At 56.3% G+C, this 23,430-nt stretch carries 19 protein-coding genes and 2 pseudogenes; 9 read left to right on the top strand and 12 right to left on the bottom strand.

Annotation, left to right across the window (positions count from 1 at the left end; translation table 11 throughout):
- Window position 1: 1 nt before the first annotated feature.
- Window positions 2-1,113: pseudogene (locus tag CKW09_RS08445) on the bottom strand (IS3 family transposase).
- 76 nt (window positions 1,114-1,189) lie between these two features.
- Here CKW09_RS08445 and CKW09_RS08440 point away from each other — a divergent pair.
- Window positions 1,190-1,891 (top strand): annotated as a pseudogene (locus CKW09_RS08440) (phage portal protein); the annotation flags it as partial.
- Window positions 1,892-1,935: 44 nt separating this feature from the next.
- Here CKW09_RS08440 and CKW09_RS08435 read toward each other — a convergent pair.
- From CKW09_RS08435 to CKW09_RS08415, 6 genes are all read right to left on the bottom strand, one after another.
- The gene (locus CKW09_RS08435) at window positions 1,936-3,408 is read right to left on the bottom strand and encodes a hypothetical protein (protein WP_095096712.1); all 1,473 of its coding nucleotides are present in this window, start codon (window positions 3,406-3,408) and stop codon (window positions 1,936-1,938) included.
- Window positions 3,405-4,781, bottom strand: coding sequence for a KGGVGR-motif variant AAA ATPase (locus CKW09_RS08430; protein ID WP_095096709.1), 1,377 nt, complete (start codon window positions 4,779-4,781; stop codon window positions 3,405-3,407). The genes CKW09_RS08435 and CKW09_RS08430 overlap by 4 nt, the downstream gene beginning before the upstream one ends.
- Entirely contained in the window at window positions 4,778-5,155 is a 378-nt protein-coding gene (locus CKW09_RS24530; RefSeq protein ID WP_145957248.1) for a hypothetical protein, read from the bottom strand. Before CKW09_RS24530 ends, CKW09_RS08430 begins: the two co-directional genes overlap by 4 nt.
- Before the next feature lie 353 nt (window positions 5,156-5,508).
- Window positions 5,509-5,901, bottom strand: coding sequence for a hypothetical protein (locus CKW09_RS08425; RefSeq protein ID WP_095096706.1), 393 nt, complete (start codon window positions 5,899-5,901; stop codon window positions 5,509-5,511).
- Between the two features lie 121 nt (window positions 5,902-6,022).
- On the bottom strand, window positions 6,023-6,535 hold the full coding sequence (eco, locus tag CKW09_RS08420; RefSeq protein WP_095096701.1) for a serine protease inhibitor ecotin: 513 nt from the start codon (window positions 6,533-6,535) through the stop codon (window positions 6,023-6,025).
- 140 nt (window positions 6,536-6,675) lie between these two features.
- Window positions 6,676-7,521: a 5'-methylthioadenosine/S-adenosylhomocysteine nucleosidase gene (locus CKW09_RS08415; protein ID WP_061798160.1), complete on the bottom strand. Its 846-nt coding sequence runs from the start codon at window positions 7,519-7,521 to the stop codon at window positions 6,676-6,678.
- Between the two features lie 155 nt (window positions 7,522-7,676).
- Between CKW09_RS08415 and CKW09_RS08410 the strand changes: the two genes are divergently transcribed.
- Together CKW09_RS08410 and ybjG are read left to right on the top strand one after the other, a co-directional pair.
- Window positions 7,677-8,411: a phosphatase PAP2 family protein gene (locus CKW09_RS08410; RefSeq protein WP_061798161.1), complete on the top strand. Its 735-nt coding sequence runs from the start codon at window positions 7,677-7,679 to the stop codon at window positions 8,409-8,411.
- Window positions 8,412-8,416: 5 nt separating this feature from the next.
- The gene (gene ybjG, locus CKW09_RS08405; RefSeq protein ID WP_061798163.1) at window positions 8,417-9,022 is read left to right on the top strand and encodes an undecaprenyl-diphosphate phosphatase; all 606 of its coding nucleotides are present in this window, start codon (window positions 8,417-8,419) and stop codon (window positions 9,020-9,022) included.
- 37 nt (window positions 9,023-9,059) lie between these two features.
- Here the strand turns inward: ybjG and CKW09_RS08400 are convergent, their stop codons facing one another.
- From CKW09_RS08400 to rbsK, 3 genes are read right to left on the bottom strand one after another with little or no spacing between them, the layout of a single operon-like run.
- Window positions 9,060-10,073, bottom strand: a complete 1,014-nt coding sequence (locus CKW09_RS08400) for an aldose 1-epimerase family protein (protein WP_061798164.1) — start codon at window positions 10,071-10,073, stop codon at window positions 9,060-9,062.
- Window positions 10,073-11,416 (bottom strand): L-fucose:H+ symporter permease, encoded by a 1,344-nt coding sequence (gene fucP, locus CKW09_RS08395; RefSeq protein ID WP_061798166.1) that lies wholly within the window; start codon window positions 11,414-11,416, stop codon window positions 10,073-10,075. The genes CKW09_RS08400 and fucP overlap by 1 nt, the downstream gene beginning before the upstream one ends.
- A 1-nt stretch (window position 11,417) precedes the next feature.
- Complete coding sequence (gene rbsK, locus CKW09_RS08390; protein WP_061798169.1) at window positions 11,418-12,347, bottom strand: ribokinase; 930 nt, start codon at window positions 12,345-12,347, stop codon at window positions 11,418-11,420.
- Between the two features lie 202 nt (window positions 12,348-12,549).
- Here rbsK and deoC point away from each other — a divergent pair, with 202 nt between their 5' ends.
- The 4 genes from deoC to CKW09_RS08370 all read left to right on the top strand — a co-directional run bounded on the left by deoC (window position 12,550) and on the right by CKW09_RS08370 (window position 17,856).
- Window positions 12,550-13,230 carry a deoxyribose-phosphate aldolase gene (gene deoC, locus CKW09_RS08385; RefSeq protein WP_095096697.1) on the top strand — a complete coding sequence of 227 codons (681 nt, stop codon included), beginning with the start codon at window positions 12,550-12,552 and terminating at the stop codon, window positions 13,228-13,230.
- A 145-nt stretch (window positions 13,231-13,375) separates the two neighbouring features.
- Window positions 13,376-14,140 (top strand): DNA-binding transcriptional repressor DeoR, encoded by a 765-nt coding sequence (gene deoR / locus CKW09_RS08380; RefSeq protein WP_061798173.1) that lies wholly within the window; start codon window positions 13,376-13,378, stop codon window positions 14,138-14,140.
- A gap of 957 nt (window positions 14,141-15,097) precedes the next feature.
- On the top strand, window positions 15,098-16,396 hold the full coding sequence (locus CKW09_RS08375) for an HAAAP family serine/threonine permease (RefSeq protein ID WP_061798175.1): 1,299 nt from the start codon (window positions 15,098-15,100) through the stop codon (window positions 16,394-16,396).
- Window positions 16,397-16,488: 92 nt separating this feature from the next.
- A complete protein-coding gene (locus CKW09_RS08370) occupies window positions 16,489-17,856 on the top strand; it encodes an L-serine ammonia-lyase (RefSeq protein ID WP_061798177.1) in 1,368 nt (455 codons plus the stop codon).
- A gap of 49 nt (window positions 17,857-17,905) precedes the next feature.
- Here CKW09_RS08370 and CKW09_RS08365 read toward each other — a convergent pair whose 3' ends face one another.
- Window positions 17,906-19,111, bottom strand: coding sequence for a serine hydrolase (locus CKW09_RS08365; RefSeq protein ID WP_061798533.1), 1,206 nt, complete (start codon window positions 19,109-19,111; stop codon window positions 17,906-17,908).
- 466 nt (window positions 19,112-19,577) lie between these two features.
- On the opposite strand from CKW09_RS08365, the gene CKW09_RS08360 reads away from it, so the two are divergent.
- Complete coding sequence (locus tag CKW09_RS08360) at window positions 19,578-20,945, top strand: pyridoxal-phosphate dependent enzyme (RefSeq protein WP_095096689.1); 1,368 nt, start codon at window positions 19,578-19,580, stop codon at window positions 20,943-20,945.
- A gap of 12 nt (window positions 20,946-20,957) precedes the next feature.
- Complete coding sequence (locus CKW09_RS08355) at window positions 20,958-22,103, top strand: trans-sulfuration enzyme family protein (protein ID WP_061798531.1); 1,146 nt, start codon at window positions 20,958-20,960, stop codon at window positions 22,101-22,103.
- A 45-nt stretch (window positions 22,104-22,148) separates the two neighbouring features.
- Here CKW09_RS08355 and CKW09_RS08350 read toward each other — a convergent pair whose 3' ends face one another.
- The gene (locus CKW09_RS08350; RefSeq protein WP_061798547.1) at window positions 22,149-23,177 is read right to left on the bottom strand and encodes an isopenicillin N synthase family dioxygenase; all 1,029 of its coding nucleotides are present in this window, start codon (window positions 23,175-23,177) and stop codon (window positions 22,149-22,151) included.
- Window positions 23,178-23,430: the final 253 nt, after the last annotated feature.

Raw genomic sequence — 23,430 nt, 5'->3', positions numbered from 1 at the left:
TTTAGTTCCACGCACTTTTTGAGATTTCCGGGGTTTCAGCCATCAGCCGGTATTCTTCCGGCGTCAGGTTATTCAGGGATTCATGAGGGCGCTCGCTGTTATATTCTGCCAGCCAGCGCTTTGTAATTTCCCGTGCTTCATTCAGCGTTCTGAACAGATAAAAATCCAGTATTTCTGTCCTGTACGTCCGGTTGAACCGTTCGATAAAGGCATTCTACGTGGGCTTGCCGGGCCTAATAAATTCCAGCATCACACCATGCTCTTCTGCCCATTGTGCCAGCGTCAGCGAGATCAGCTCCGGACCGTTATCCATCCGCATTTTCAGCGGATATCCGCGGTTTGCCACGATCCTGTCCAGCACTCTCACGACCCGCTGCGCGGGGATATTCAGGTCAATTTCGATCGCCAGTGCTTCGCGGTTAAAATCATCCACCACGTTGAAGGTCCGGAAGCGCCTGCCGCACACCAGCGCATAGTGCATAAAATCGATGGACCAGCTCTGGTTCATCACCTCTGGCGTCGCCAGCGGAGCCGGATAACGCACAGGCAGGCGCTGTTTTCCCTTGCGGCGAAAATTCAGTTTCAGCAGGCAGTAAATACGGTGAACTCTTTTATGGTTCCAGGTATTGCCCTGCCTGCGCAGCACCTGAAAAAGCTTTTTAAATCCGTATCGCGAATAGCGTTCAGCCGCCACGGTCAGCGCCATAATCACCGGCTCATCACGTCGCGTATCCGGCTGATAACGAAATACCGTCCTGCTCAGCGACAATGCCCTGCATGCCTGATGTAAGCTCATGGCAAACTGCGCGGTCAGATAGCTGACCAGCTCACGCTTTATCGCTGGTTTTAAAGCTTTTTTTCAATAACGTCTTTCAGGGCGCGGCACTCGAGACTCAGGTCCGCAAACATCTGTTTCAGCCGGCGGTTTTCATCCTCAAGGTCCTTCATCTTTTTGATATCAGAGGATTCCATGCCGCCGAACTTCGCTTTCCAGTTGTAGTACGAGGCCTCAGAGATCCCGGCCTCGCGGCAGACATCCTTAACGGTGCGTCCGGCTTCGACGGACTTCAGAACGGCGATGATCTGGTGTTCGGTGAATCGTGCTTTGCGCATGGCGATCTCCTCCGGGGACATAGTCAGTATGCCGGAAGATCTCTGAAAGTGAATGGTCCGGTTTACCGGGATGCTTACAGATTATCTGGTATTTGGTAACGCCTTTTTAGAGGTCAGGAAAAACCGACTTGGAGAACCGTTACGACTAAAGTGTTCACCGGCGAAATACACCCGCCGAGGTGTTGATCCTGATACGTATTGGTTTGTGCAGGACTGGAAAGTGCCGCACCAGTTCATTCCGGGTAGCGTGTTTCATTTGATTGAGCCGGATATTAACCAAGAGCTGTACGGGCTGCCGGAATACCTGAGCGCGCTTAATTCAGCATGGCTGAACGAGACAGCGACCTTGTTCCGCCGGAAGTATTATCAAAATGGGGCGCACGCCGGTTACATCTTATATATGACCGACGCAGCACAGAGTACCAGTGACGTTGATAGAATGCGTCAAGCCATGTGTGATACCAAGGGCTTGGGGAAATTCCGCAATTTGTTCATGTACGCCCCGGACGGCATAAAAATACTGCCTCTGAGTGAAGTCGCTACCAAAGATGATTTCTTCAATATTAAGAATGCTACCCGGGATGATTTGTTGAGTGCTCATCGCGTGCCACCTCAGATGATGGGGATCGTTCCGAATAATACTGGGGGGTTTGGGGATGTAGAGAAAGCTAGTCAGGTGTTTGTGAGGAATGAATTGATACCACTACAAGAAAGAATGCAAGCAATAAACTCGCATTTCAATTGCAACGTGATTAATTTTAAAAAATATACACTATAAAATAATTTTAAAATTAAGGCTGCAACAATAGCAGCCTTACCAAATTATTTTGCGGTTGGTGTTATACCGCCTTTTTTCAACATCTTAGCTGCAACCCTGAATAAATCAGGGATATCAAAGCGGCCATCAGCTCTAATTTCAAACAAGCCAATCTTAGCCATTGAGTCGGCTAATGCTGATAATTTTGCCTCACCCTTCAACTTCTTGTAGAGGGGATAGGGGTATGGTGGCAAGAAACCACCACTATCAGACTGAGAAGCATTCATAATAACTTCTATGGTATTACTATCTTCCCAACGGGAAAGTATATCCTCTTCCGTACATGGCACACGCAATCCAGCCAAAGGTGCCAAAGCCCTCTTAACCCATTGATATTCAACAACTAACTGTTCAACCCTTACTTTTGAAGCCTCACGTAAACCATGTCGAATACCTTCCGCGGAGATAGCCCTATCTTGTAATAAGGATCCAAACTTACCAGCTTCTGAAAATAGCTTCAAGAAGCTCCGAGGTGTAACATCCCCATTAGCGTCAGCCAAATGTTTATAAGGCCAATCATATGTTCCACCTTTTTTAAAGTTCTTCCCCATATAAGGGCCAGCAAGAGCAGTCATCATGTCTTTTTGAATTTTTTTATCACTAACAAGATTCCAATTTCTTCTTTGCTTATGAGGTAAAGGCTTAAATGGAGCGCCTATCGACTTTGCAACTTTAAGAAATTCATCTGCATTTTTAGACGGATCATAACCTAAGCGAGAAAACAAAAGCCCATAAAGCTCGATCTGTGTCCACTCTAGTTCAACTCGAGAACTTCTCAATTTTGGTATTTCTACAAACTTTAAAGAATCATCATTGAATTGCTCAGGACGTATAAATATTTTTGCACGAATACGCTTTCTGATTCTCAAGTCCCATACAACTTCAAACAAAGAATCCAGTAATAAATTTGAACGGCTCCAGTCTTTAGACAACTTATCCAAGGCATCAAATGTTATTAAAACTGTCGTTTCATCCTCTTCAAGCTTATCATCAAGATCAGAAAGATATAGATCTGCATCTTCAGGATCTGAGTATCTCTTTATATAGTCAGATAATTTTTCTTTAAATTTAACGCCCCTTTCTTCAGCAATCATCCGATCGATAGCCATTATTATGGACGCTTGCCAAAATTCGTAAGATTTTTTACTCTCCTGTCCCTCAGGCACTAACTCCTGCAGTATTCTTGTCGATAGAAAACCATTATAACCTTCCGCAACCAATAGCTTTTCAAGGCCTAAATTAGGATACGACTGAGCCGCAACATCTCGAGTATCCTTTTGCGCTAGTACACCAGCCCAAAAGCTCTTCCCTGTACCTCTAGCACCTACAACTATTGTCGTATAAGGATCTAAGGCATTAGCATGTTGCTGTGGCGCAAATATCTCATCTACTGTTGGTTTATACTCTCCACTAGCATCATGATCAGAAGGCAACGAAGCTAAGGCCTCTGATATTTTGGAGTAATTAATGGTATTCATATCTCCTCCCCCTCCAAAGACTCCTCTAGGATTGATCTCACCCTCTCCAAAAGAAGTTTAAATGTAACATCATAAAAATTACTTGTTAGTATATCCCTATTCGAAATAGGATCAAAATCACTGAACCTGCTATCATCTAAAATACTTATTATCGGATTAATAACATCAATCTCTTCGGTTATAAGCTCTACTGATTCAGTATCATCCCATTCTACTTCAAATGTGTCCTTAAGGGATGCCACATTAATATCATCATCAGCCTCTTTTTTTGAGAAATATGAAGCTATTTTAGCTTCCATTTTTTGGGCAAAAAGATCTCGTTTATCTTGTCCGTCAGAAGCTTTAGCCTGAACAAAATTAAATCTATTTAACCATGAAGGATCAATATTATTGAATATAGATAAATGTGAAAACAACAGATCATACCCAGCAAAAGTTTGAGGCTGATCCACACCGAAACAAAATATATTTGCCCCCAAGCCGACCATTGCAGACGCTGTCGTTTCATGCAAACCGGAACGAGCATCAATTAAAATAACATCATATCTAGTGGGATCAGAAAATTTATCTACCAAGATATCCATATAATCAATGAAAGAGAAGTTATTACCAGCACAATCAGTTGTAGAAAGATAAGATCGAGCAATCTTCCCTAAGACATTTTCTGGATTATTGAATGAACTTTCACCAAGAGCAGGAATTACATCAACACGCCCCTTCCCTGATGAAATCCATGAAGAGCTGACCATGTCAATATAACTAGAACCATTAACTTTACTGACATTTTTTTCAACAAAAAAGTCTAAAAGACCATATTTTGGCAAAGTTTTTTCAGTTAAAAGCATGTTGCCAAGCCCAGGAGCTTCTAAATCCATGTCTATTGCTAATACTCTTTTTCCTTCTTGGGCTAACGCACTAGCAACAACACACAAGGCTGTCGAACGACCCACCCCCCCCTTAATACTTGAAAAAACAATTCTCACTGGATTGTTAGTTTCTTGTTTTGTTTTTTTCAACCAATCAGAACCTATTATTCGCCTTTCAAATAAAAATACATTCCCGCTATAAAAGCTAGAGGACAAGGTTATTTTAGAAGCAATGCCAATATCTTTTAACGACTCATCAAAGAGCTCATCAGGAGTAGAGAAGACAAAATCATTATCATCGACATAATCACCCAAGTAATCTTTAGCTTTAGTTGCAAGTCGCGTTCTATTTTCCTTGTCAATTTTATCATCTAAAACAATTACGGAGAGTCGACCTTCCGCATCACGCAAAAAATAATTATTTTCGAGAGCTGCAACGCCCAGCTCCTCACTTACAAACTTTGCAAAAATAGGCAGCGAGTCATCAAAATATATTTTCTTATTCATTTTCTTACTTTTAACCCCGCAGCAGAAATTAATCTAACTGTATCTCTAATCCAAGAATCTAGAACAGCCGAGTTAACTGTACCATCAACATAGTATCTATAATTAACATCCCACCCAGCTAAAATCGGATTGGAAAGAAGCTTAAAGACAGACATATGTGCTCTAGAATTCAATCTTTTTTTCGCAATATTAACAAAATCAGGAAAATGTCCTCGTGGTCTATCCATATCTGGAGAGATAGTGCTTATTTTATATTTTAAAGCGCATTCTGCAGCAAATCCGACAAGGTGCCCTGCATTATCAATTGAGCCACTACCCTTTAACTTTTCGGCATCTATATAATGCCTAATTGCAGCGCTGGCATAGTCTTCCATTTACCTACCTCTCTACGGCTGAATTTCAAGATCCACTTTTAAGAGTGATCGTCAAAGATACATAGTAATCGAACAAAAACAATCGATCTACCCAGTTTGCGCGCAATGCTATCCCTGCCTCGCCTGCCCGCTTCATGTGTCGCTTTTCATGCAGGTACATGATCCGGCGCGATCCGTGCAAGGGTGAAACTCGCACCGGATCATCATGCAAATTCATGCACCTAATGCATGAGGACAGAGCAACACAAAGTATTAATGACTAATCATTAAAGCAAGCCGGTTATCCGCAGCCACGAGCTCGTTATACCATACTGAAAACTATAGATAATTAGCTGTTCCCGCAACGCCCCCCCTTATGCCACAAAAGACATCCCGACCAACGCCAGAAATACCGCGATCAACCCCCCATATCCGGCGCTGTACACCCTCATCCATCCTAACGCTTCAGCAGGTTGACTGCGGAAGAACGCATAGCAGGCCTCAGGTAAATATTCACCCGGCGCCGTTTTAACGTTCTTCTCCGCCATAATTTGTCTAAAAAAGAACACCACGGGAAAGCTGCCGAAAAAACCGGTGCGAGTAAGAAATTGGAGGTAGCCCGGCATAAACAGCCCGGCGTCAAGATAGCGTTCGACAATCTGCCGGTAGCAAATTTCATGCTTAATAAACATCATGATGCAGGCTAAAAACAGCAGGATAAATACGATGCCAAGCGCCACAAAGGCTTTTGTGAATAACAGTTCCATCTACTGGCTCTCTGGTGGATCCCGAGACCTATAAAAAACTGAAAACGCCGCTGTTGCAACCGCGGAAACGGATAAGGAAGGCGTATTGTGAAGCCGGGCGATCCCCGGCCTCACCGGAGGTTTACTTCTGCTCTGCCTGCTTGATGGTGTCTTCCGCTTTCCACACGCGGTATTTCACTTCCACGTCTTTCGGCGCGTAAACCACGATCGGCAGGCGGCTGTTGTAGCGCTGCATGGCGGCGTCGCCCAGGTTGGCGGCGATGAATTTCTGCGTTTTGGTGTTGTCCGGGCAGGCCATCATGGTGGAAGCCGGTTCAGACAGCTTCTCCAGCACCAGATAGTCGTAGCCCCAGCCGGAGAGAGTTTTGCTTTCCAGCGTGCCGCCGATCATGTGGCGGTTGCAGTCCACTTCCAGGGTTTTGCCGATCAGCAGCTCAACCTGGTAGTTTTCTTCGTTGTCTTGCTTCGGCAGGTAGATCACCTGGCGATTCATGCCCTTCTCGGCTTTCGGGTAAGGCGCGACCTTTTCCAGCGGTTGTTTGCTGATGTCGGCGTCGTCTGCAGAGGTAGCCGCAATGGCGCTGGCGGAAACGGCCATCAGCAGGCCGGAAAATACAACGGATGCCTTGTTCATGTTTTATCCCTACGATTTATCAAATAATCCGCCTATAAACTAATACACTACAGCCAGCCCTGCCATAGGTTTAATCTTCTTTACAATTGGCTATAATCAGTGACAATCGCCTGATATTGCCGATTGGCTGGAGCAATGGGTTATTTGGCGGCCGCGCGGGCGACATAAGCCTTCACTACCTGATAGACATAATCCTGGCACGCCAGCCCGGTCTGCGGATCGTATTTGCCCTGGTTGGTGATGTTATTCGACAGCACGCGAATGCCGACGAACGGAATATTGAACGCGGCGGCGATCTGCGCTGCGGAGGCGGTCTCCATCTCTTCAACCGAGGTATGGTAGCTGTCGCGGAAGTAGCGAATGCGGTCCAGTTCGCTGTTCCACACGTCTGCCGAGCCGATCACCCCTTCCACCACCCGGCCCTGCTTATAGCGGCCCTTCACGCTTTCCGCGATCGCCAGCAACGGCCCGTCCGCCGGGAACTGGCGAATGCTGTGGGCGTTCTTGTCCTCGCCGGCGCTGCCTTTAGAGGCCAGCAGGTCCATCGGCCGCCACTGGCGCGAATCGCTGCCCTCTCCCTGCGCCTTGGCCGGGGTTTTAAACGCCCCCAGGTTAACCGAGTACTTGCCCAGCACGATGTCGTAAACCTTCAGCGCCGGATCGTGGCCACCGGCGGTGCCCTGGTTGATGATCGCCACCGGGTGAAAGCGGGTGGCGGCGATCGCCGTAGCCGCCGCCGCGTTAGACATGCCCTTCAGGGTTTCGGAAACCACCACCGGGTAGCCGTCGACGGTGCCATGCCAGAAGCGCCAGCCGCCAACTTGCTCTTCGCGCGGATTTTCCAACCGTTGGGCGAAACGTTCGGCCTCGACCGGCATCGCCCCCTGCACCACAATCGGCCCGGCGGCCCGCTGCTGCCCAAAGCTCAGGGGAGAAAAGACGGCGCCGCTGGCGGCCAACAGCAAAACGATCGTTTTATTCTTCATCACCACATCATCCCGATAAAAAGCAAACGATTACCTTAGCCGAAAGCCGCTGCCGCGGATATGCCTTTCTCTGGCCGACGGCGGCGGCGGATTAAGGTTTTCTTAAGGCGCAATGATTACAGTAGCCGGATTCAACTCTGCCAGCGAGCCCGCACGTGGATCCAAAACCTTCATTAAATCAATCCTCAACGACACCGCAAATTAAGACAACTGCCCTTTACTCCTTACCGGCATCCTTTTACCGTTGGCACGTTTTCGGCCTGTTGGTCAGCGGGTTGCTGTTCCTCTGGCTGTCGCGCAGCGAGCAGTTGGACTGGGCTATCAGCAATGACTGGTTTGACCCCGCCAGCGGGCATTTTCCCTGGCAGAACAATTATTGGCTGGATCTGATCAACCACCGCCTGCTGAAGCAGCTGGTGATCGCCGGCGCGGTGCCGGCGCTGCTGTGGGGCATCTACCGTCGCAGCCCGCGGCTGATCGTCAGCATGCTGCTGATCGGCATCGGCCCGCTGGTGGTCGGCATTCTCAAGGCCACCAGCGCGCATTCGTGCCCCTGGGATCTGATCGAATACGGCGGCAAAGCGATGTCTTACCCGCTGTTCGGCACGGTGCCGGCAATGCCGGGGCCCGGCCGCTGCTTCCCCGGCGGCCACGCCTCCAGCGGTTTTGCGGTGATGGCGCTGTTCTTCCTGTTTTATCCGCAGCGCCCGCGCCTGGCTTACTGGTGCTGGTTCGGCGGCGTCGCGCTCGGCATGCTGATGGGCTTTGGCCAGGTGATGCGCGGGGCACATTTTCTTACCCATAACCTGTGGGCGGGTTGGTGGGTTTGGTTGAGCCAGTTGGCTATTTATTGGACGGTTAGCGGCTATTTCCACCGCAAGACGAGGTAACGGTTATGGAGCAGTTGAATTATCTTCTTTTCGCCTGGATCAATGCGACCCCGGCGTCCCCCGAGTGGTTGATCGACTTCGCCACCTTTCTGGCGCGCGATCTGATCGCCATCGTGCCGCTGTTGATCGTCGGCCTGTGGCTGTGGGGGCCGCAAAGCCAGCTGGTTTCGCAACGCGAAGTGGTGGCCAAGACGACAATCGCTCTGCTGTTCGCCATGCTGGCCTCCTCCACGATCGGCATGCTGCTGCCGCACGAGCGGCCGTTCGTCGCCGGCGTCGGCTATACCTTCCTGGCGCACGCGCCGGACAGCTCCTTTCCCAGCGATCACGGCACCGCCATCTTTACCTTTGCGCTGGCGTTCCTGTTCTGGCACCGGGTATGGTCCGGCGTGTTGCTGATGATCGTCGCGGCGGGCATCGCCTGGTCACGCGTCTATCTCGGGGTGCACTGGCCGCTGGACATGGTCGGCGGTTTCCTGCTCGGCCTGGTCGGCTGCCTGTTCGCCCAGCTGGTATGGAACCTGTTCGGCGATGCCATCGCCGAACGGCTGGCGCGCCTGTACCGTTTCCTGTTCGCCTTCGCCATCCGCAAAGGCTGGGTAAAAGAATAACCCTCGCAGGCCACAGGGGCGTTGCCGCCCCTGTGCTTCACACCACGCCGGTGGTGACGCAAAACTCTCGCGTTTCCCCCGCCGCCAGCATCAGCAGGCTTCCCGCACGTTTCGCCGCCAGATACCCTTCCGGCCGGCAGGTTGCCGGCAAGATAAAAGCCGCCACTTTCTGATCGCCGTTGTGCAATATCCAGCGCGTGCCGTAGTTGAACTGCGCGGTGGAAAAACGCGTCACGAAACGGTGGCCCTGCGGCGCCAGCATAAAGAACTCCGCCTGATCGACGTACTGCGACAGCTCGTCGGCGAAAAACACGATCTCCGGATCGTAACATTCCGGCTCGTTCAGTTCGCACAGGCCGTGGCCCCGCTCCGCCAGCTTCCGGGTGTACGCCAGCCACTGCGGCGTCGGCTGCACGTGCGCCGGCACGCTTTCCCGCAGCTGCAGCGCCGATCCCGGCAGGTTCTGCCGAAAGGTGGCGCCCGGCACATAGGCATAGTTCATATGGCACATGTACTGCAGCGGCATCGCCACGCTGGCCAGGTTGGTTACCCGCATCTCGATGCCGAACTGCCCGCTGCCCGCCGTCAGCCGCACCCGCGGCTGCGCCAGATAATGGTCGCCGAAGCCTTTCACATACTCCACGCTGCCGCCGATCGCCAGCGTATCGCCCTCTACCTCCAGCCAGGCGCGGTCCATCGCCGCGCAGGGCATCTCGCCGTGCAGCGGGTGATCGTCATCCGGCGCCGGGCAGCCGTTGCGCCGCAACCCGGAATGGAAGGCGAAGCAGCCGTAGCTGTCGATGATGCTCTCCCCCCGGCGCGGCTGGCTGAACATGTTTTCCATCTTCAGTTGATGGCCGTCGAACTCGGCGTCCCACACCATCTGGCCGTAATAGGGCAGCACCGTCAGATGCCCGCGGCCGTTGGCCAGCTTCAGCGCGGCGATGCCGCTGTCATAGCGAAACGCGGTCACGCGAAACTCGCCGCAGCGGTACAGCTCGCGCGGCTGTGCGCCGAACTGCTCGGGGATCAGGGCGATAATCGCTTTCATCACAGCCCCCCCATCGATTCGCTGTCGGCCAGCGGCTGGCGCGCATCGCGCCGTTTATGCCGCAGCTCTCCCCAGAAATAGAAGCCGACGTAGGCGAAGCACAGCAGCGACACGCCGAACGCCCGCTGCATCGAGCCCAGGTGATCGGAGACATAGCCCTGCAGCGCCGGCACGAAGGCCGCGCCGACGATCGACATCACGATGATCGCCCCGGCCACCTCGGTGTATTTGTTGTCCACCGTGTCCAGCGTGCCGGCGTAGATGGTGGCCCAGCAGGGCCCGAACAGCACGCTGACGAACACCGCGGCGTAAACGGCGGTGAAGCTCGGCACCAGCACCACGTAGGCCAGCGTCGCTACGCCAAGCAGCGAATAGGCGATAAGCACCTTTTCCGCGCGAAACCGCGTCATCAGGAAATTGGCGACGAACTTGCCGATAAAGAAGCAGATGAAGCTGTAGATCATAAAGTTGGCGGCATCGCGCTCGTTGGATGCGCCCAGGTTGAGCGCCAGCCGGATGGTGAAGGACCACACCGCCACCTGCATGCCGACATACAGAAACTGCGCGGCGATGCCCTTGCGAAAGCGCGCGTTGCCGGCCAGGTATCTGAGGGTTTCACCCAGCGCCGGCCCCGCCGCCCGCTCGCCGCGCTCGTTCTGCGGTTTGCAGTGCGGGTAGCGGGTGAGCAGAAACAGCAGCATCACCAACAGCAGCACCATGATCAGGTACTTGTACGGTTCCAGCGTATGCTCCAGCATCGTCAAACGGAACTGGTGAATTTGCTCCGGCGACATGCCCGCCATCTGCGCCTGCAGGCTGTCCCCCTCCTGAAACACCAGGTATTTGCCCAGCACGATGCCCATCAGCGCGCCCACCGGGTAGAAGGTCTGGCTGACGTTAAGCCGCAGCGTGGCGTAGTCGCGATGGCCGATCATCGAGCTGTAGGTGTTGGCGGCGGTTTCGAGGAAGCTCAGGCCGATGGCGATGGCGAAGATCGCCGCCAGGAACATGGTGTAGGTCGCCATATGCGACGCCGGATAAAACAGCATGCAACCGACGATATACAGCGTCAGGCCGATCAGGATCGCCGCCTTGTAGCTGCTTTTCTTGATCACCAGCGAAGCCGGAATGGCGATCAGGAAGTAGCCGCCGTAAAACGCGCTCTGCACCAACGCGCTGGCGAAGTCGCTCAGTTCGAACACGCTTTTGAACTGGGTGATCAGAATGTCGTTCAGGCTGGCGGCGCACCCCCACAGCGGGAACAGGCAGGAAAGCAAAATAAACTGAAACAGCGGCGTTCTGTCGAGATAGCCGTCGGATTGCTGAACGGTATGATGGCGCATGTCATTTTCCTTGCTGCTGGGCGGTTATAAAATCGAGAAACTGCGATGCATCGGGATAGGAACGCTGGGTCCCCTTGCCGGTAACGCTGTAGGCGGCATAGGCCGAAGCCTGGCGCATCGCCTGCAGCACCTCGCCGTGGCGCACGTATTCGTGGGCGAAACAGCCGATGAAGGCGTCGCCGGCGCCGCTGGTATCCACCGCCTTCACCGGCAGCGACGCAACATGCTCCACCCGATCGCCGGTCAGCCACAGCGCGCCGCGCTGGCCGAGGGTGACGATCAGGTTGCGCAGCCCTTTCTCCAGCAGCGTGCGGCCGGCGCGCAGGATATTTTCTTCGCTGTCCACCGGCATGCCGGTCAGGATCTCCAGCTCGGTTTCGTTCGGTATAAAGAAGTCGCACTGGCAGGCATAGGCGATATCCAGCTCGCGCGACGCCGGCGCCGGGTTAAGGATCACCGCAATGCGCTGCCGGCGGGCGAAGTCGATCGCCGCATACACCGTTTCCAGCGGGATCTCGAGCTGCAGGATCATCAAGCGGCACGCCTGCAACGCCGGGGCGGCACGTTCGATATCCGCCGGCAGCAGCCGGTCGTTGGCGCCTTTGACGATCAGAATGCGGTTTTGCGAGGCGCTGTCGACGAAGATCGGCGCCACGCCGCTGGAAACGCCCGTCACTTTTTTCACATGGCGGGTATCCACGCCGGCCTGCTGCAGATTGCGCACGGTGTTGTCGGCGAACACATCGTCCCCTACGCAGGTCACCATCATTACGCTGGCGCCGAGTTTGGCGGCGGCCACCGCCTGGTTGGCGCCCTTGCCGCCGCAGCCGATTTCAAACGCCGGCGCCTCCAGCGTTTCGCCGGCGTTCGGCATCCGGTCAATGTAGGTAATCAAATCCACCATGTTCGAGCCGATTACTGCGATATCCATGCTGCTTTCCCCTGTTGTCTTTTTGAACATCTAATGTTAGTTAAATAACATTATCAACCGCCGCATGTGATAGCTGTGACATCGATCCCAACAATGCCCACGCCGTTGCACGGTAAAACAAGCTATGTTTGCGCGACGATGAATGTTATTATTCTCACATCAATCACAACCTGATGGGTCTACACCTCACTAAGGAACCGAGATGACTACCGAAAACATTGATTACGCAAGCTATGTCGATCACACCCTGCTGGCGATGGACGCCACCGAAACGCAAATCGCCAAGCTGTGTGAAGAAGCGCAGCAGCACAATTTCTATGCGGTATGCGTCAACTCCGGCTATGTGCCGCTGGCGGCGCACCTGCTGCAGGAAAGCGCGGTGAAAGTGTGCTCGGTGATCGGCTTCCCGCTGGGTGCCGGCCTGACCGTCGCCAAGGCGTTCGAAGCCAAGGCGGCGATCGCCGCAGGCGCGCAGGAAATCGACATGGTGATCAACGTCGGCTGGCTGAAAAGCGGCCTGCTGGACGAAGTGAAAGCCGACATCGCCGCAGTGCGTGAGGTTTGCGCGGCGATCCCGTTGAAGGTAATATTGGAAACCTGCCTGCTCAGCGATGCGCAGATCGTTCAGGTTTGTGAAATGTGTCGCGAACTCGATGTGGCCTTCGTCAAAACCTCTACCGGCTTCAGCACCGGCGGCGCTCGTGAAGAGCACGTCAAACTGATGCGCGCCACCGTGGGCAGCGAGATGGGCGTGAAAGCCTCCGGCGCCGTGCGCGATCGCGCGACCGCCGAGAAGATGATCAACGCGGGCGCCACGCGTATCGGCACCAGCTCAGGCGTGGCCATCGTTTCTGGCGACCGGGCGGCGGCAGGCAGCTACTGATAGCCTGAAGCGCGCCGAGATAATCTGATGCGGGACAATACGGGCGGCGCAGGCGGCCCGATATTGCCCCGCATCGTTGCATATAGCCCCGAATAACGGCAGCACGCACTCTTTTTATCTCTTAAACCTGTGGGAAGACGGACAGATGGAAACGCGGCGCGAAGAACGTATCAACCGGTTAGTGCAGGCGTTAAAACGCGCCGACAAGATCCACCTCAAGGAAGCCGCCGCGTTGTTGGGCGTATCGGAAATGACCATCCGCCGCGATCTCAGCGCCGAGCCGGCGGCCGTGGTGCTGCTCGGCGGCTATGTGGTGACCGACCCGCGCAGCAATGGGGTAACCAACTACTTCGTCTCCGATCAGAAGGCCAAACAGGTCACGGAAAAACGCCGCATCGGCCTGCTGGCCGCCCCGTTGATCAACGAAAACGACACGGTGTTTTTCGACTGCGGCACCACCACCCCGGCGATCATCGACGCCATCGCCGACGAGCTGTCCTTCACCGCGGTATGCCACTCGCTGAATACCTTTCTGGCGCTGCAGGACAAACCCAACTGCAAGGTGATCCTGTGCGGCGGCGAGTTCAAGCCGAACAACTATATCTTCACCGGCGTCGGCCAGCACAACGAGCTGGACCACATCTGCCCGAACATCGCCTTTATCTCCGCCGCCGGCCTCAGCCTGCAGCACGGCGCCACCTGCTTTAACTTCGACGAGCTGGAGATGAAGCACCGCGCCATGGCGATGGCGCAGCAAAAGATCCTGGTGGCCGATCACAGCAAGTTCGGCAAAACCAAGCCGGCCTGCATCGGCCCGCTGACTCGGTTCGATCGGGTGATTACCGATCGCCAACCGGATGCCGAATTCGCGGCGTTTTTCAGCGAAAACGCCATCGCCATTCGATTCTGACTCCCGCCGCCGTCGGCGTTCGACGGCGATGCCCCCACCTTTTCCCCCTCAGTACCCGGCAATATTGTGCAAATAATGCGCAGTCGGTTCGCCGTTTTGGTTTATCCGCACGCAACATCAGGTTAATAAAATGCAACAGCTTCCCCAGGTTATTATTCGCACTGCGGGCAAACCGGCGTTTATTTGCCTGAATTAACCGCTGCGGCCGGCTGTTATATGATCAATGGCGCCGAGCGGCGCGGGGTTAATCTCAACAGAGGTTTAACCTGCCGGCATCAAATAGCGCCAAATCATCTTATTCATATGATGAATGGTTAAGCATTTTTATCCGCTTAAGTACGAATTAGTTTACCTGCGTTATTAAGCGAGATTTAAAATAAAACCATTAAAAAACATAACATTAGATATTATTTGAGTTAAAACAACAATGTGATCTACATCACTAAAACTGCTTAATCCGGGTTTTTAGCTAGATCCCAAACCACGCATAAAATATATTGCTCGGCTTGTTGCTGAGCATAGCGTTTTGTCTGGTTATTTATTGAACACGCCGGATAAACCCAATAGCCGTCGCCAGAGCGATTTCAGCACAAAATCTTACACAAATGCGCAACATATGCGTGGAAAATCGATAAAAAAGCAGATAACTGCACAGATTACGCATTTGAGAGCAGGATCACGGTTGTTTCTACTGTAAATCGTTATCTTGCCGCCAACAAAAATCGGCGGGCAAAGACCCATCGGCAGCAGTAACGACTTTTTCGCAAAGGTCTTTTTAGTGCGTTATCCGGCGCTGTGCCAAGGATGACCCACGCCAAACAACCAGGGGGACGCCAACTATCCCCGCAAGCAACACCCGATTCTTACCGCTGGACGCCTTCTGAATATCGCGTTGGGCGGTTTTAACCTTAAGCTTTGTTTTTATTTTAAATTATCGTGTTCACTTCGGAGATATTTATGGACACTACACAGACCGGCACTATTGCCTCTGCGGCTTCTGGCTCCACCAGTACCTGGCGTAAAACGGACACCATGTGGATGCTGGGCCTGTACGGCACCGCCATCGGCGCTGGCGTGCTGTTCCTGCCGATCAACGCCGGCATCGGCGGTTTGATTCCCCTGATCATCATGGCCATCATCGCCTTCCCGATGACCTTCTTCGCCCACCGCGGCCTGTGCCGCTTCGTTCTGTCCGGCAAAAATCCCGGCGAAGACATCACCGAAGTCGTGGAAGAACATTTCGGCATCAGCGCCGGCAAACTGATTACCCTGTTGTACTTCTTCGCCATCTACCCGATTTTGCTGGTGTACAGCGTGGCGATCACCAACACCGTCGACAGCTTCATTACCCACCAGTTGGGCATGACCTCACCGCCGCGCGCCATCCTGTCGCTGATCCTGATCGTCGGCCTGATGACCATCGTGCGCTTCGGCGAGCAAGCCATCGTGAAGACCATGAGCATCCTGGTGTTCCCGTTCGTCGCGGTGCTGATGCTGCTGGCCCTGTACCTGATCCCGAACTGGACCGGCGCCATCTTCGAAAACGTCTCCCTGTCAGGTTCCGGCACCGGCATGGGCCATGGCCTGATCATGACCCTGTGGCTGGCGATCCCGGTCATGGTGTTCTCCTTCAACCACTCGCCGATCATCTCCGCCTTCGCCGTCGCCAAGCGTGAAGAATACGGCCCGGACGCCGAGAAGAAATGTTCGCGCATTCTGGCTTACGCCCACATCATGATGGTGCTGACCGTGATGTTCTTCGTGTTCAGCTGCGTGCTGAGCCTGTCGCCGGAAAACCTGGCGGAAGCCAAGGCGCAGAACATCTCGATCCTGTCTTACCTGGCCAACCACTTTAACAACCCGATGATCGAGTACATCGCGCCGGTCATCGCCTTCGTCGCCATCACCAAATCCTTCCTGGGCCACTACCTGGGCGCCCGTGAAGGCTTCAACGGCCTGGTGGCCAAGTCGATGAAGAGCCGCGGCAAAACCGTCAGCACCGACAAGCTGAACCGCATGACCGCCATCTTCATGCTGGTGACCACCTGGATCGTCGCCACCCTGAACCCAAGCATCCTGGGCATGATCGAAACCCTGGGCGGCCCAATCATCGCCATGCTGCTGTTCCTGATGCCGATGTACGCCATCCGTAAAGTGCCCGCCATGCGCAAGTACAGCGGCCACATCAGCAACCTGTTCGTGGTGGTGATGGGCCTGATCGCCATCTCCGCTATCGTGTTCAGCCTGATCGGCTAATCGCGCCCGGCCGGCGCCCCCGTGCGCCGGCCCTCCCGCACCGCCCCATTTCCCGTATTAACCGCCTGACACCTGAAGAAGGAGGCGAGACTATGGTCAGCGTTTTCGATATTTTCAAAATTGGCATCGGCCCATCCAGTTCCCACACCGTCGGCCCGATGAAAGCCGGCAAACAGTTCATCGACGATTTGATCGCTCACCAACAGCTGATGGACGCCACCCGCGTGGTGGTCGACGTCTACGGCTCGCTGTCGCTGACCGGCAAGGGCCACCACACCGATATCGCCATTATCATGGGCCTGGCGGGCAACCTGCCGCACGACGTGGACATCGACAGCATCCCGGGCTTTATCCGCGACGTTGAACAGCGCGGCCGCCTGCCGCTGGCCAACGGCTGCCACGAAGTGGATTTCCCGCCGCAGGGCGGCATGAATTTCCACCGCGACAATCTGCCGCTGCATGAAAACGGCATGCGCATCCGCGCCTTCGCCGGCGAACGCCTGCTGCACAGCAAGACCTATTATTCCACCGGCGGCGGCTTCATCGTCGATGAAGAGCATTTCGGCCAGACCGCCGGCAATGCGAAGCCGGTGCCCTATCCGTTCGCATCGGCTCGCGATCTGCAGCAGCACTGCAAGGACGCCGGCCTGTCGTTGTCCGGCCTGGTGATGCAAAACGAGCTGGCGCTGCGCAGCAAGGCCGAGATAGACGCCCACTTCGCCGACGTCTGGCAGGTGATGCGCGCCGGCATCGAACGCGGCATGAATACCGAGGGCCTGCTGCCCGGCCCGATGAAGGTGCAGCGCCGCGCCGCGGCCCTGCGGCGCATTCTGGTGACCGGCGACAAGAACAACATCGATCCGATGAACGTGGTCGACTGGATCAACATGTTCGCCTTCGCGGTCAACGAAGAGAACGCCGCCGGCGGCCGCGTGGTGACCGCGCCCACCAACGGCGCCTGCGGCATCATCCCGGCGGTGCTGGCCTACTACGACCAGTTTATCCGCCCGGTTAACCCCAACTCTTACAGCCGCTATTTCCTGGCGTCCGGGGTGATCGGCGCGCTGTACAAGATGAACGCCTCCATTTCCGGCGCCGAAGTGGGCTGCCAGGGCGAGGTGGGCGTCGCCTGTTCGATGGCGGCCGCCGGCCTGGCGGAGCTGATGGGCGGCAGCCCGGCGCAGGTGTGCATCGCGGCGGAGATCGCCATGGAGCACCATCTGGGGTTGACCTGCGATCCGCTGGCCGGCCAGGTTCAGGTGCCCTGTATCGAACGCAACGCGATTTCCGCCGTGAAGGCGGTCAATGCCGCGCGCATGGCGCTGCGCCGCACCAGCGAGCCGCGGGTGTGTCTGGATAAGGTGATCGAAACCATGTACGAGACCGGCAAGGACATGAACGCCAAATACCGCGAGACCTCGCAGGGCGGGCTGGCGATCAAGGTGGTGGCCTGCAACTGACAACAAGGGCGCCGCGGGGCGCCCTTTTCATTCTGCATTAACCGAGTGGTTAACCGAAGATGCCGCCGAACCACTGGGTCAGCTTCATCATCACCATGTCCCAAATGCGGCTGAAGAAGTTACCCTCTTTCACTTCCTGCATCACCACCAGCGGGTGCTGTTCGATGGTTTTGCCATCCAGCTGGAAATCGATGGTGCCGACCACCTGATTCTTGGCCAGCGGCGCCTCCAGCGCCGGTTGGTTCAGCTTGTAGCTGGCCTTCAGGTTTTTCATCTGCCCTTTCGGAATGGTGACCGAGGCGTCTTTGGCGACGCCCAGCGGCACTTCACCGACGTCGCCGAACCACACCTTCTGGGTGACGAACGGCTTGTCGGCCTTGATTGGCGTGGCGGTTTCATAGAAGCGGAAACCCCAGGTCAGCAGCTTTTCGCTTTCGCTAAAGCGGATGCGGTCGCTCGGCGCGCCCAGCACCACCGAAATCAGGCGCATCGGGCCATCGGTGGCCGAAGCCACCAAGTTATGCCCGGCGCCGCTGGTGTAGCCGGTTTTGATGCCGTCGACGTTGAGGTTCGAGCTCCACAGCAGGCGGTTGCGGTTCACCTGGCGGATCTTGTTGAAGGTGAACTCTTTCTCTTTATGCAGTGCGTATTCTTCCGGCACGTCGCGGATCAGCGCCTGGCTCAGCAGCGCCATGTCGCGCGCGGTGCTGTATTGCCCTTCGGCATCCAGACCGTGCACCGTCAGGAAATGCGTGTTCTGCAGCCCCAGCGATTTGGCGTAGTTGTTCATCAGGCCGACGAACGAATCCTGGCTGCCCGCCACGTAGTCCGCCAACGCGATGCTGGCGTCGTTGCCCGATTGGATCACGATGCCCTTATTCAGCTCCAGCACCGGCACCTGATCGCCCGGCTTGACAAACATCAGCGAGGAGCCGCGCAGCGCCGGATTGCCGGGCGCCCAGGCGTCTTTGCCGACGGTCACCAAATCTTCCGGTTTGATCTTGCCGGCCTTGATCGCCTGGCCGATCACGTAGCTGGACATGATCTTGGTCAGGCTGGCGGGATCGAGACGGGTGTCCGGATTGCCTTCGGTCAGGATCTTGCCGCTGTTGTAGTCCATCAGCACAAAGGCTTTGGCGTCTACCTGCGGCGGTGCCGGCGGTTCCGCCGCGCGTACGGCGGGTGCGGCCAACAACAGGATGCCAACGCTGAAGGTCAGTTTTTTAAGGGAGGTGGATAAGTTTTTTTTCATCATGACGTCGCCAGAGTGTCCATTCAAATCATTGAAATAGCGTTAACTTTCAAACATGTTCACGTTTTCAGCCAACCAGCGAGAGTGGCCCGATGCGCTTGTGCCCACCGCGAATTCCCTGCGGCGCCCGTAACGGGTGAACAGCGCACCGAAAATGCCCTTGCTGTGAGTTTATGTGATTTATCTTATTTTTGCAGGGTTTAGCGTGAATTTTCAGCATTTTTACATAACTGTACGCTGGCTCCCAGATCTGGCTTAAAAAAGCGCCTTAACGGACATTTCTTATACCGCTCACGGCTAAACGGCCACACTTCCGCACCGCCAAACATCCATGCTTCTTTACGTCCAAACCAGCTTAATATATTCCAAAAATGCATATATGACGGTTATTTGTTCTTTTTGATGCGCTCATTCACAGAGTTATCATCCATACAACGGTTTTTAAACCGAATTATCCTGGAGATGAGTCATGGCAATCCCCCTTTCCGTCATCGATATGATCGGCAACACCCCGATGCTGGAGCTGACCCAGTTCGATACCGGCCCGTGCCGGCTGTTCGTCAAACTGGAAAACCAGAATCCCGGCGGTTCGATCAAGGATCGCGTGGCGCTGTCGATGATCGAGCAGGCCGAACGCGACGGCCGCCTGCAACCGGGCGGCACCATCATTGAGGCCACCGCCGGCAACACCGGCCTGGGGTTGGCGCTGGTGGCGGCGCTGAAAGGCTACAAGCTGCTGCTGGTGGTGCCGGACAAAATGAGCCGCGAGAAGATCTTCCACCTGCGCGCGCTGGGCGTGGAGGTGCTGCTGACCCGTTCGGACGTCGGCAAGGGCCATCCGGCCTATTATCAGGATTACGCCAAACGCCTGGCGGATGAGATCCCCGGCGCCTTTTATATCGACCAGTTCAACAACCCGGCCAACCCGGCGGCCCATGCCAACACCACCGCACCGGAACTGTGGCGGCAGATGGACCATCGGGTGGACGCCATCGCGGTCGGCGTCGGCTCCGGCGGCACGCTGGGCGGGCTGAGCCAGTATTTCGCCGAGGTTTCCCCGCAAACCGAGTTCGTGCTGGCCGATCCCGCCGGCTCGATCCTGGCGGACTACCTGGACAACGGCCAGATTGGCGAAGCCGGCAGTTGGTTGGTGGAAGGCATCGGTGAGGACTTCGTCCCGCCGCTGAGCGACTTCGGCCAGGTGCGTAACGCTTACCGCATCGGCGACGCTGAAGCCTTCACCACCGCGCGCGACCTGCTGCGCAAGGAAGGCGTATTGGCGGGTTCTTCCACCGGCACCCTGCTGGCCGCCGCGCTGCGCTATTGCCGCGCGCAGACCGAACCCAAGCGGGTGGTGACCTTCGTCTGCGACAGCGGCAACAAATACCTGTCTAAAATGTATAACGACCACTGGATGTTGGAGCAGGGGCTGCTGAGCAAGCCGCAGCACGGCGATCTGCGCGATCTGATCGCCTACCGCCACGACGAAGGCGCCGCGGTATCCGTCTCGCCGGAAGACACGCTGGCGATCGTGCACGCCCGCATGCGGCTGTACGACATCTCGCAGCTGCCGGTGCTGGAGGGCGACCGGGTGGTCGGCCTGATCGACGAATGGGATCTGCTGAACGCCGTGCAGGCGGACGCCGCCCACTTCAGCCTGCCTGCCAGCAGCGCCATGACCCAACAGGTCGACACGCTGCAAAAAGAGGCCGGCTATCGGGACCTGCAGGCCACTTTCAACCACGGCCATGTCGCGGTAGTGCTCGACGGCGAGCGCTTCCTCGGCCTGATCACCCGCACAGACGTGCTTAACGCCTGGCGCCAAAAATTACGTTAATAAGGATCCGTTATGGCCAAGTTTGATACGTTGACCGTTCACGCAGGTTACACCCCCGACGCCACCGGCGCCGTGATGCCGGCGATTTACGCCACCTCCACCTACGCCCAACCGGCGCCGGGCGAGCATACCGGCTATGAATATTCGCGCAGCGCCAACCCGACGCGCACCGCGCTGGAAAGCGCCATCGCCGCACTGGAGGGCGGCAGCCGCGGCTACGCCTTCGCCTCTGGCCTGGCGGCCTGCTCGACGGTGCTGGAGCTGCTCGATCAGGGCAGCCATCTGGTGGCGGTCGACGATCTGTACGGCGGTACCTATCGCCTGCTGGAAAAGGTGCGCAGCCGCACCGCCGGCCTGCGCGTCACCTACGTTGCGCCGGCGGACATCGCCGCGCTGGAGCAGGCGATCGAGCCGGACACCAAAATGATCTGGGTGGAAACCCCCACCAACCCGCTGCTCAAGCTGGCCGATCTGCGCGCCATCGCGGCGATCGCCAAACGGCGCGGGCTGATCAGCGTAGCGGACAACACCTTCGCCTCGCCGTATATTCAGCGCCCGCTGGAGCTCGGTTTTGACCTGGTGGTGCACTCCGCCACCAAATACCTCAACGGCCATTCCGACGTGGTGGCCGGGGTGGCGGCGGTGGGCGACAACCCGGCGCTGGCGGAGCAGCTTGGCTTCCTGCAGAACGCGGTGGGCGGCATCCTCGATCCGTTCAGCAGCTTCCTGACGCTGCGCGGCATGCGCACGCTGGCGCTGCGCATGGAGCGCCACAGCAACAGCGCGCTGCGCATCGCCCAGTGGCTGGAAAGCCAGCCGCAGGTGGAAAACGTTTACTACCCGGGCCTGCCGAGCCATCCGCAGCATGCGCTGGCGGCGCGGCAGATGAGCCGCTTCGGCGGCATGATCTCGGTGCGCTTGCAAGGCGACGACGCCTATGCGCGCCGGGTGATTAAACGTTCGAAGCTGTTCACCCTGGCGGAGAGCCTGGGCGGCGTGGAGAGCCTGATCGGCCAGCCGTTCAGCATGACCCATGCCTCGATCCCGCTGGAGCAGCGGCTGAAGACCGGCATTACCCCGCAGCTGCTGCGGCTGTCGGTGGGGATCGAGGATGCGGAAGACCTGATTGCCGATTTGCAACAGGCGCTGGCGGAGTAACCCGCAGGCGAAAGATGCGCAAGCCCGGCGCAGTGCCGGGCTCTGTTATCTCTGGGCGCCGATAACGTCCCGATAGTAGCGCTGCGCGACGTCCGGATGGGAGCGGATGCGCCCTTTCAGGTAGTTGTAGCCGACGTCGCGAAACAGCGGATTGTGCGGATCGCTGGCCGGGCCCCGGGCCTCGGCCGCCAGATGCGCCGGCAGCCGATACAGCGGTACCACCGCGTCCAGCCGCGCACCGAGGAAAAAGGCGATCGACAGCCGCTCGCTGCCCGCCGGCGGCGTCTCCACCCGATGCATCGTGGCGCGCAGATAGCCGTTGCTCGCCAGCTCCAGCAGCTCGCCGATGTTCACCACGAACGTGTCCTCGCGCGGTTCGGCATCGATCCAGCGCCCTTCGCTCACCTCCACCTGCAGGCCTTTCTGCCGGTCCTGCAGCAGGAAGCTGAGAAAGCCGGAATCCTTGTGCGCCCCGACGCCCTGCCCGCTTCCCGTGGCTTCACGCCCCGGATAGCGGATCAGCTTGATGTGTTCGTTCGGCTTGTCGCCGTACAGCGGATCAAACGCCCGTTCCGGCAGCGCCAGCGCCAGGGCGAAAGCCCGCAGCAGCCGCAGCGACATGGCGGTCATCGCCCGTTGCCACTGCAGCAGCAGCGGCTTCAGCTCCGGCAGCGCGCTAGGCCACTGATTCGGGCCCTGCAGCCGCGCCCAGCGCGGGCTGTCCTCGTTCAATGACAGCGCCGGCCGTTCGGCGCCGATGTCAAACTGTTCGCGCCAGTCCGGCTGGCCGCGGGTCAGCTCCGCCGCCGCGCGGTTATAGCCGCGAAAATGCGGCGAATGCACCATCTGCACCGCCAGCTTGTCGGCCTCCGGCAGCGCGAAAAACCGCCGCGCGCACTGCTGCAGCCCGGCGTTCAGCGCCGGATCGACGCCGTGTCCGCGCAGATAGAAGAATCCGACGTCGCGCGCCGCCGCCCGCAGGCCGTCGAGAAACGCCCGCCGTTGCCGCGCTTCGCCGTCAAGCCGCGAAAGATCCAGCAGCGGCAGCGTCTTCAGCGTCAGTGGTGTGGTCATCATCCGGTTCCTCATCTTCCCCGATCAGGATCGGGCCGCTATAAAGGCGAATTATCAACATCGTCTGCTCCAGAGGGCTGCGCTCGTTGCCCCATAGTTATCACTGCCGCCGCCGGGCGAGCCAATATTGTTGCGTTCTAAGTTATGCAAAGCTTCAACAAAGTGTCGCAGAACTGTCATCAATGTTTCTTATGCTCTGCGCAATTTCACCGACGCCGCTGGCTGGCGGCGTACGGTATCCGCTATTATTCAT

The organism is Serratia ficaria (genome assembly GCF_900187015.1).
Taxonomy (GTDB): Bacteria; Pseudomonadota; Gammaproteobacteria; order Enterobacterales; family Enterobacteriaceae; genus Serratia; species Serratia ficaria.
The sequence above is the reverse complement of the archived record's forward strand: the minus strand, read 5'-3'. Positions and strand labels throughout refer to the sequence as shown.

Coding starts and splice junctions, on each gene's coding strand:
- CKW09_RS08435 (WP_095096712.1), bottom strand. CDS start 3,408: ATGAATACCATTAATTACTCCAAAATATCAGAGGCCTTAGCTTCGTTG.
- CKW09_RS08430 (WP_095096709.1), bottom strand. CDS start 4,781: ATGAATAAGAAAATATATTTTGATGACTCGCTGCCTATTTTTGCAAAG.
- CKW09_RS24530 (WP_145957248.1), bottom strand. CDS start 5,155: ATGGAAGACTATGCCAGCGCTGCAATTAGGCATTATATAGATGCCGAA.
- CKW09_RS08425 (WP_095096706.1), bottom strand. CDS start 5,901: ATGGAACTGTTATTCACAAAAGCCTTTGTGGCGCTTGGCATCGTATTT.
- eco (WP_095096701.1), bottom strand. CDS start 6,535: ATGAACAAGGCATCCGTTGTATTTTCCGGCCTGCTGATGGCCGTTTCC.
- CKW09_RS08415 (WP_061798160.1), bottom strand. CDS start 7,521: ATGAAGAATAAAACGATCGTTTTGCTGTTGGCCGCCAGCGGCGCCGTC.
- ybjG (WP_061798163.1), top strand. CDS start 8,417: ATGGAGCAGTTGAATTATCTTCTTTTCGCCTGGATCAATGCGACCCCG.
- CKW09_RS08400 (WP_061798164.1), bottom strand. CDS start 10,073: ATGAAAGCGATTATCGCCCTGATCCCCGAGCAGTTCGGCGCACAGCCG.
- fucP (WP_061798166.1), bottom strand. CDS start 11,416: ATGCGCCATCATACCGTTCAGCAATCCGACGGCTATCTCGACAGAACG.
- rbsK (WP_061798169.1), bottom strand. CDS start 12,347: ATGGATATCGCAGTAATCGGCTCGAACATGGTGGATTTGATTACCTAC.
- deoC (WP_095096697.1), top strand. CDS start 12,550: ATGACTACCGAAAACATTGATTACGCAAGCTATGTCGATCACACCCTG.
- deoR (WP_061798173.1), top strand. CDS start 13,376: ATGGAAACGCGGCGCGAAGAACGTATCAACCGGTTAGTGCAGGCGTTA.
- CKW09_RS08375 (WP_061798175.1), top strand. CDS start 15,098: ATGGACACTACACAGACCGGCACTATTGCCTCTGCGGCTTCTGGCTCC.
- CKW09_RS08370 (WP_061798177.1), top strand. CDS start 16,489: ATGGTCAGCGTTTTCGATATTTTCAAAATTGGCATCGGCCCATCCAGT.
- CKW09_RS08365 (WP_061798533.1), bottom strand. CDS start 19,111: ATGATGAAAAAAAACTTATCCACCTCCCTTAAAAAACTGACCTTCAGC.
- CKW09_RS08360 (WP_095096689.1), top strand. CDS start 19,578: ATGGCAATCCCCCTTTCCGTCATCGATATGATCGGCAACACCCCGATG.
- CKW09_RS08355 (WP_061798531.1), top strand. CDS start 20,958: ATGGCCAAGTTTGATACGTTGACCGTTCACGCAGGTTACACCCCCGAC.
- CKW09_RS08350 (WP_061798547.1), bottom strand. CDS start 23,177: ATGACCACACCACTGACGCTGAAGACGCTGCCGCTGCTGGATCTTTCG.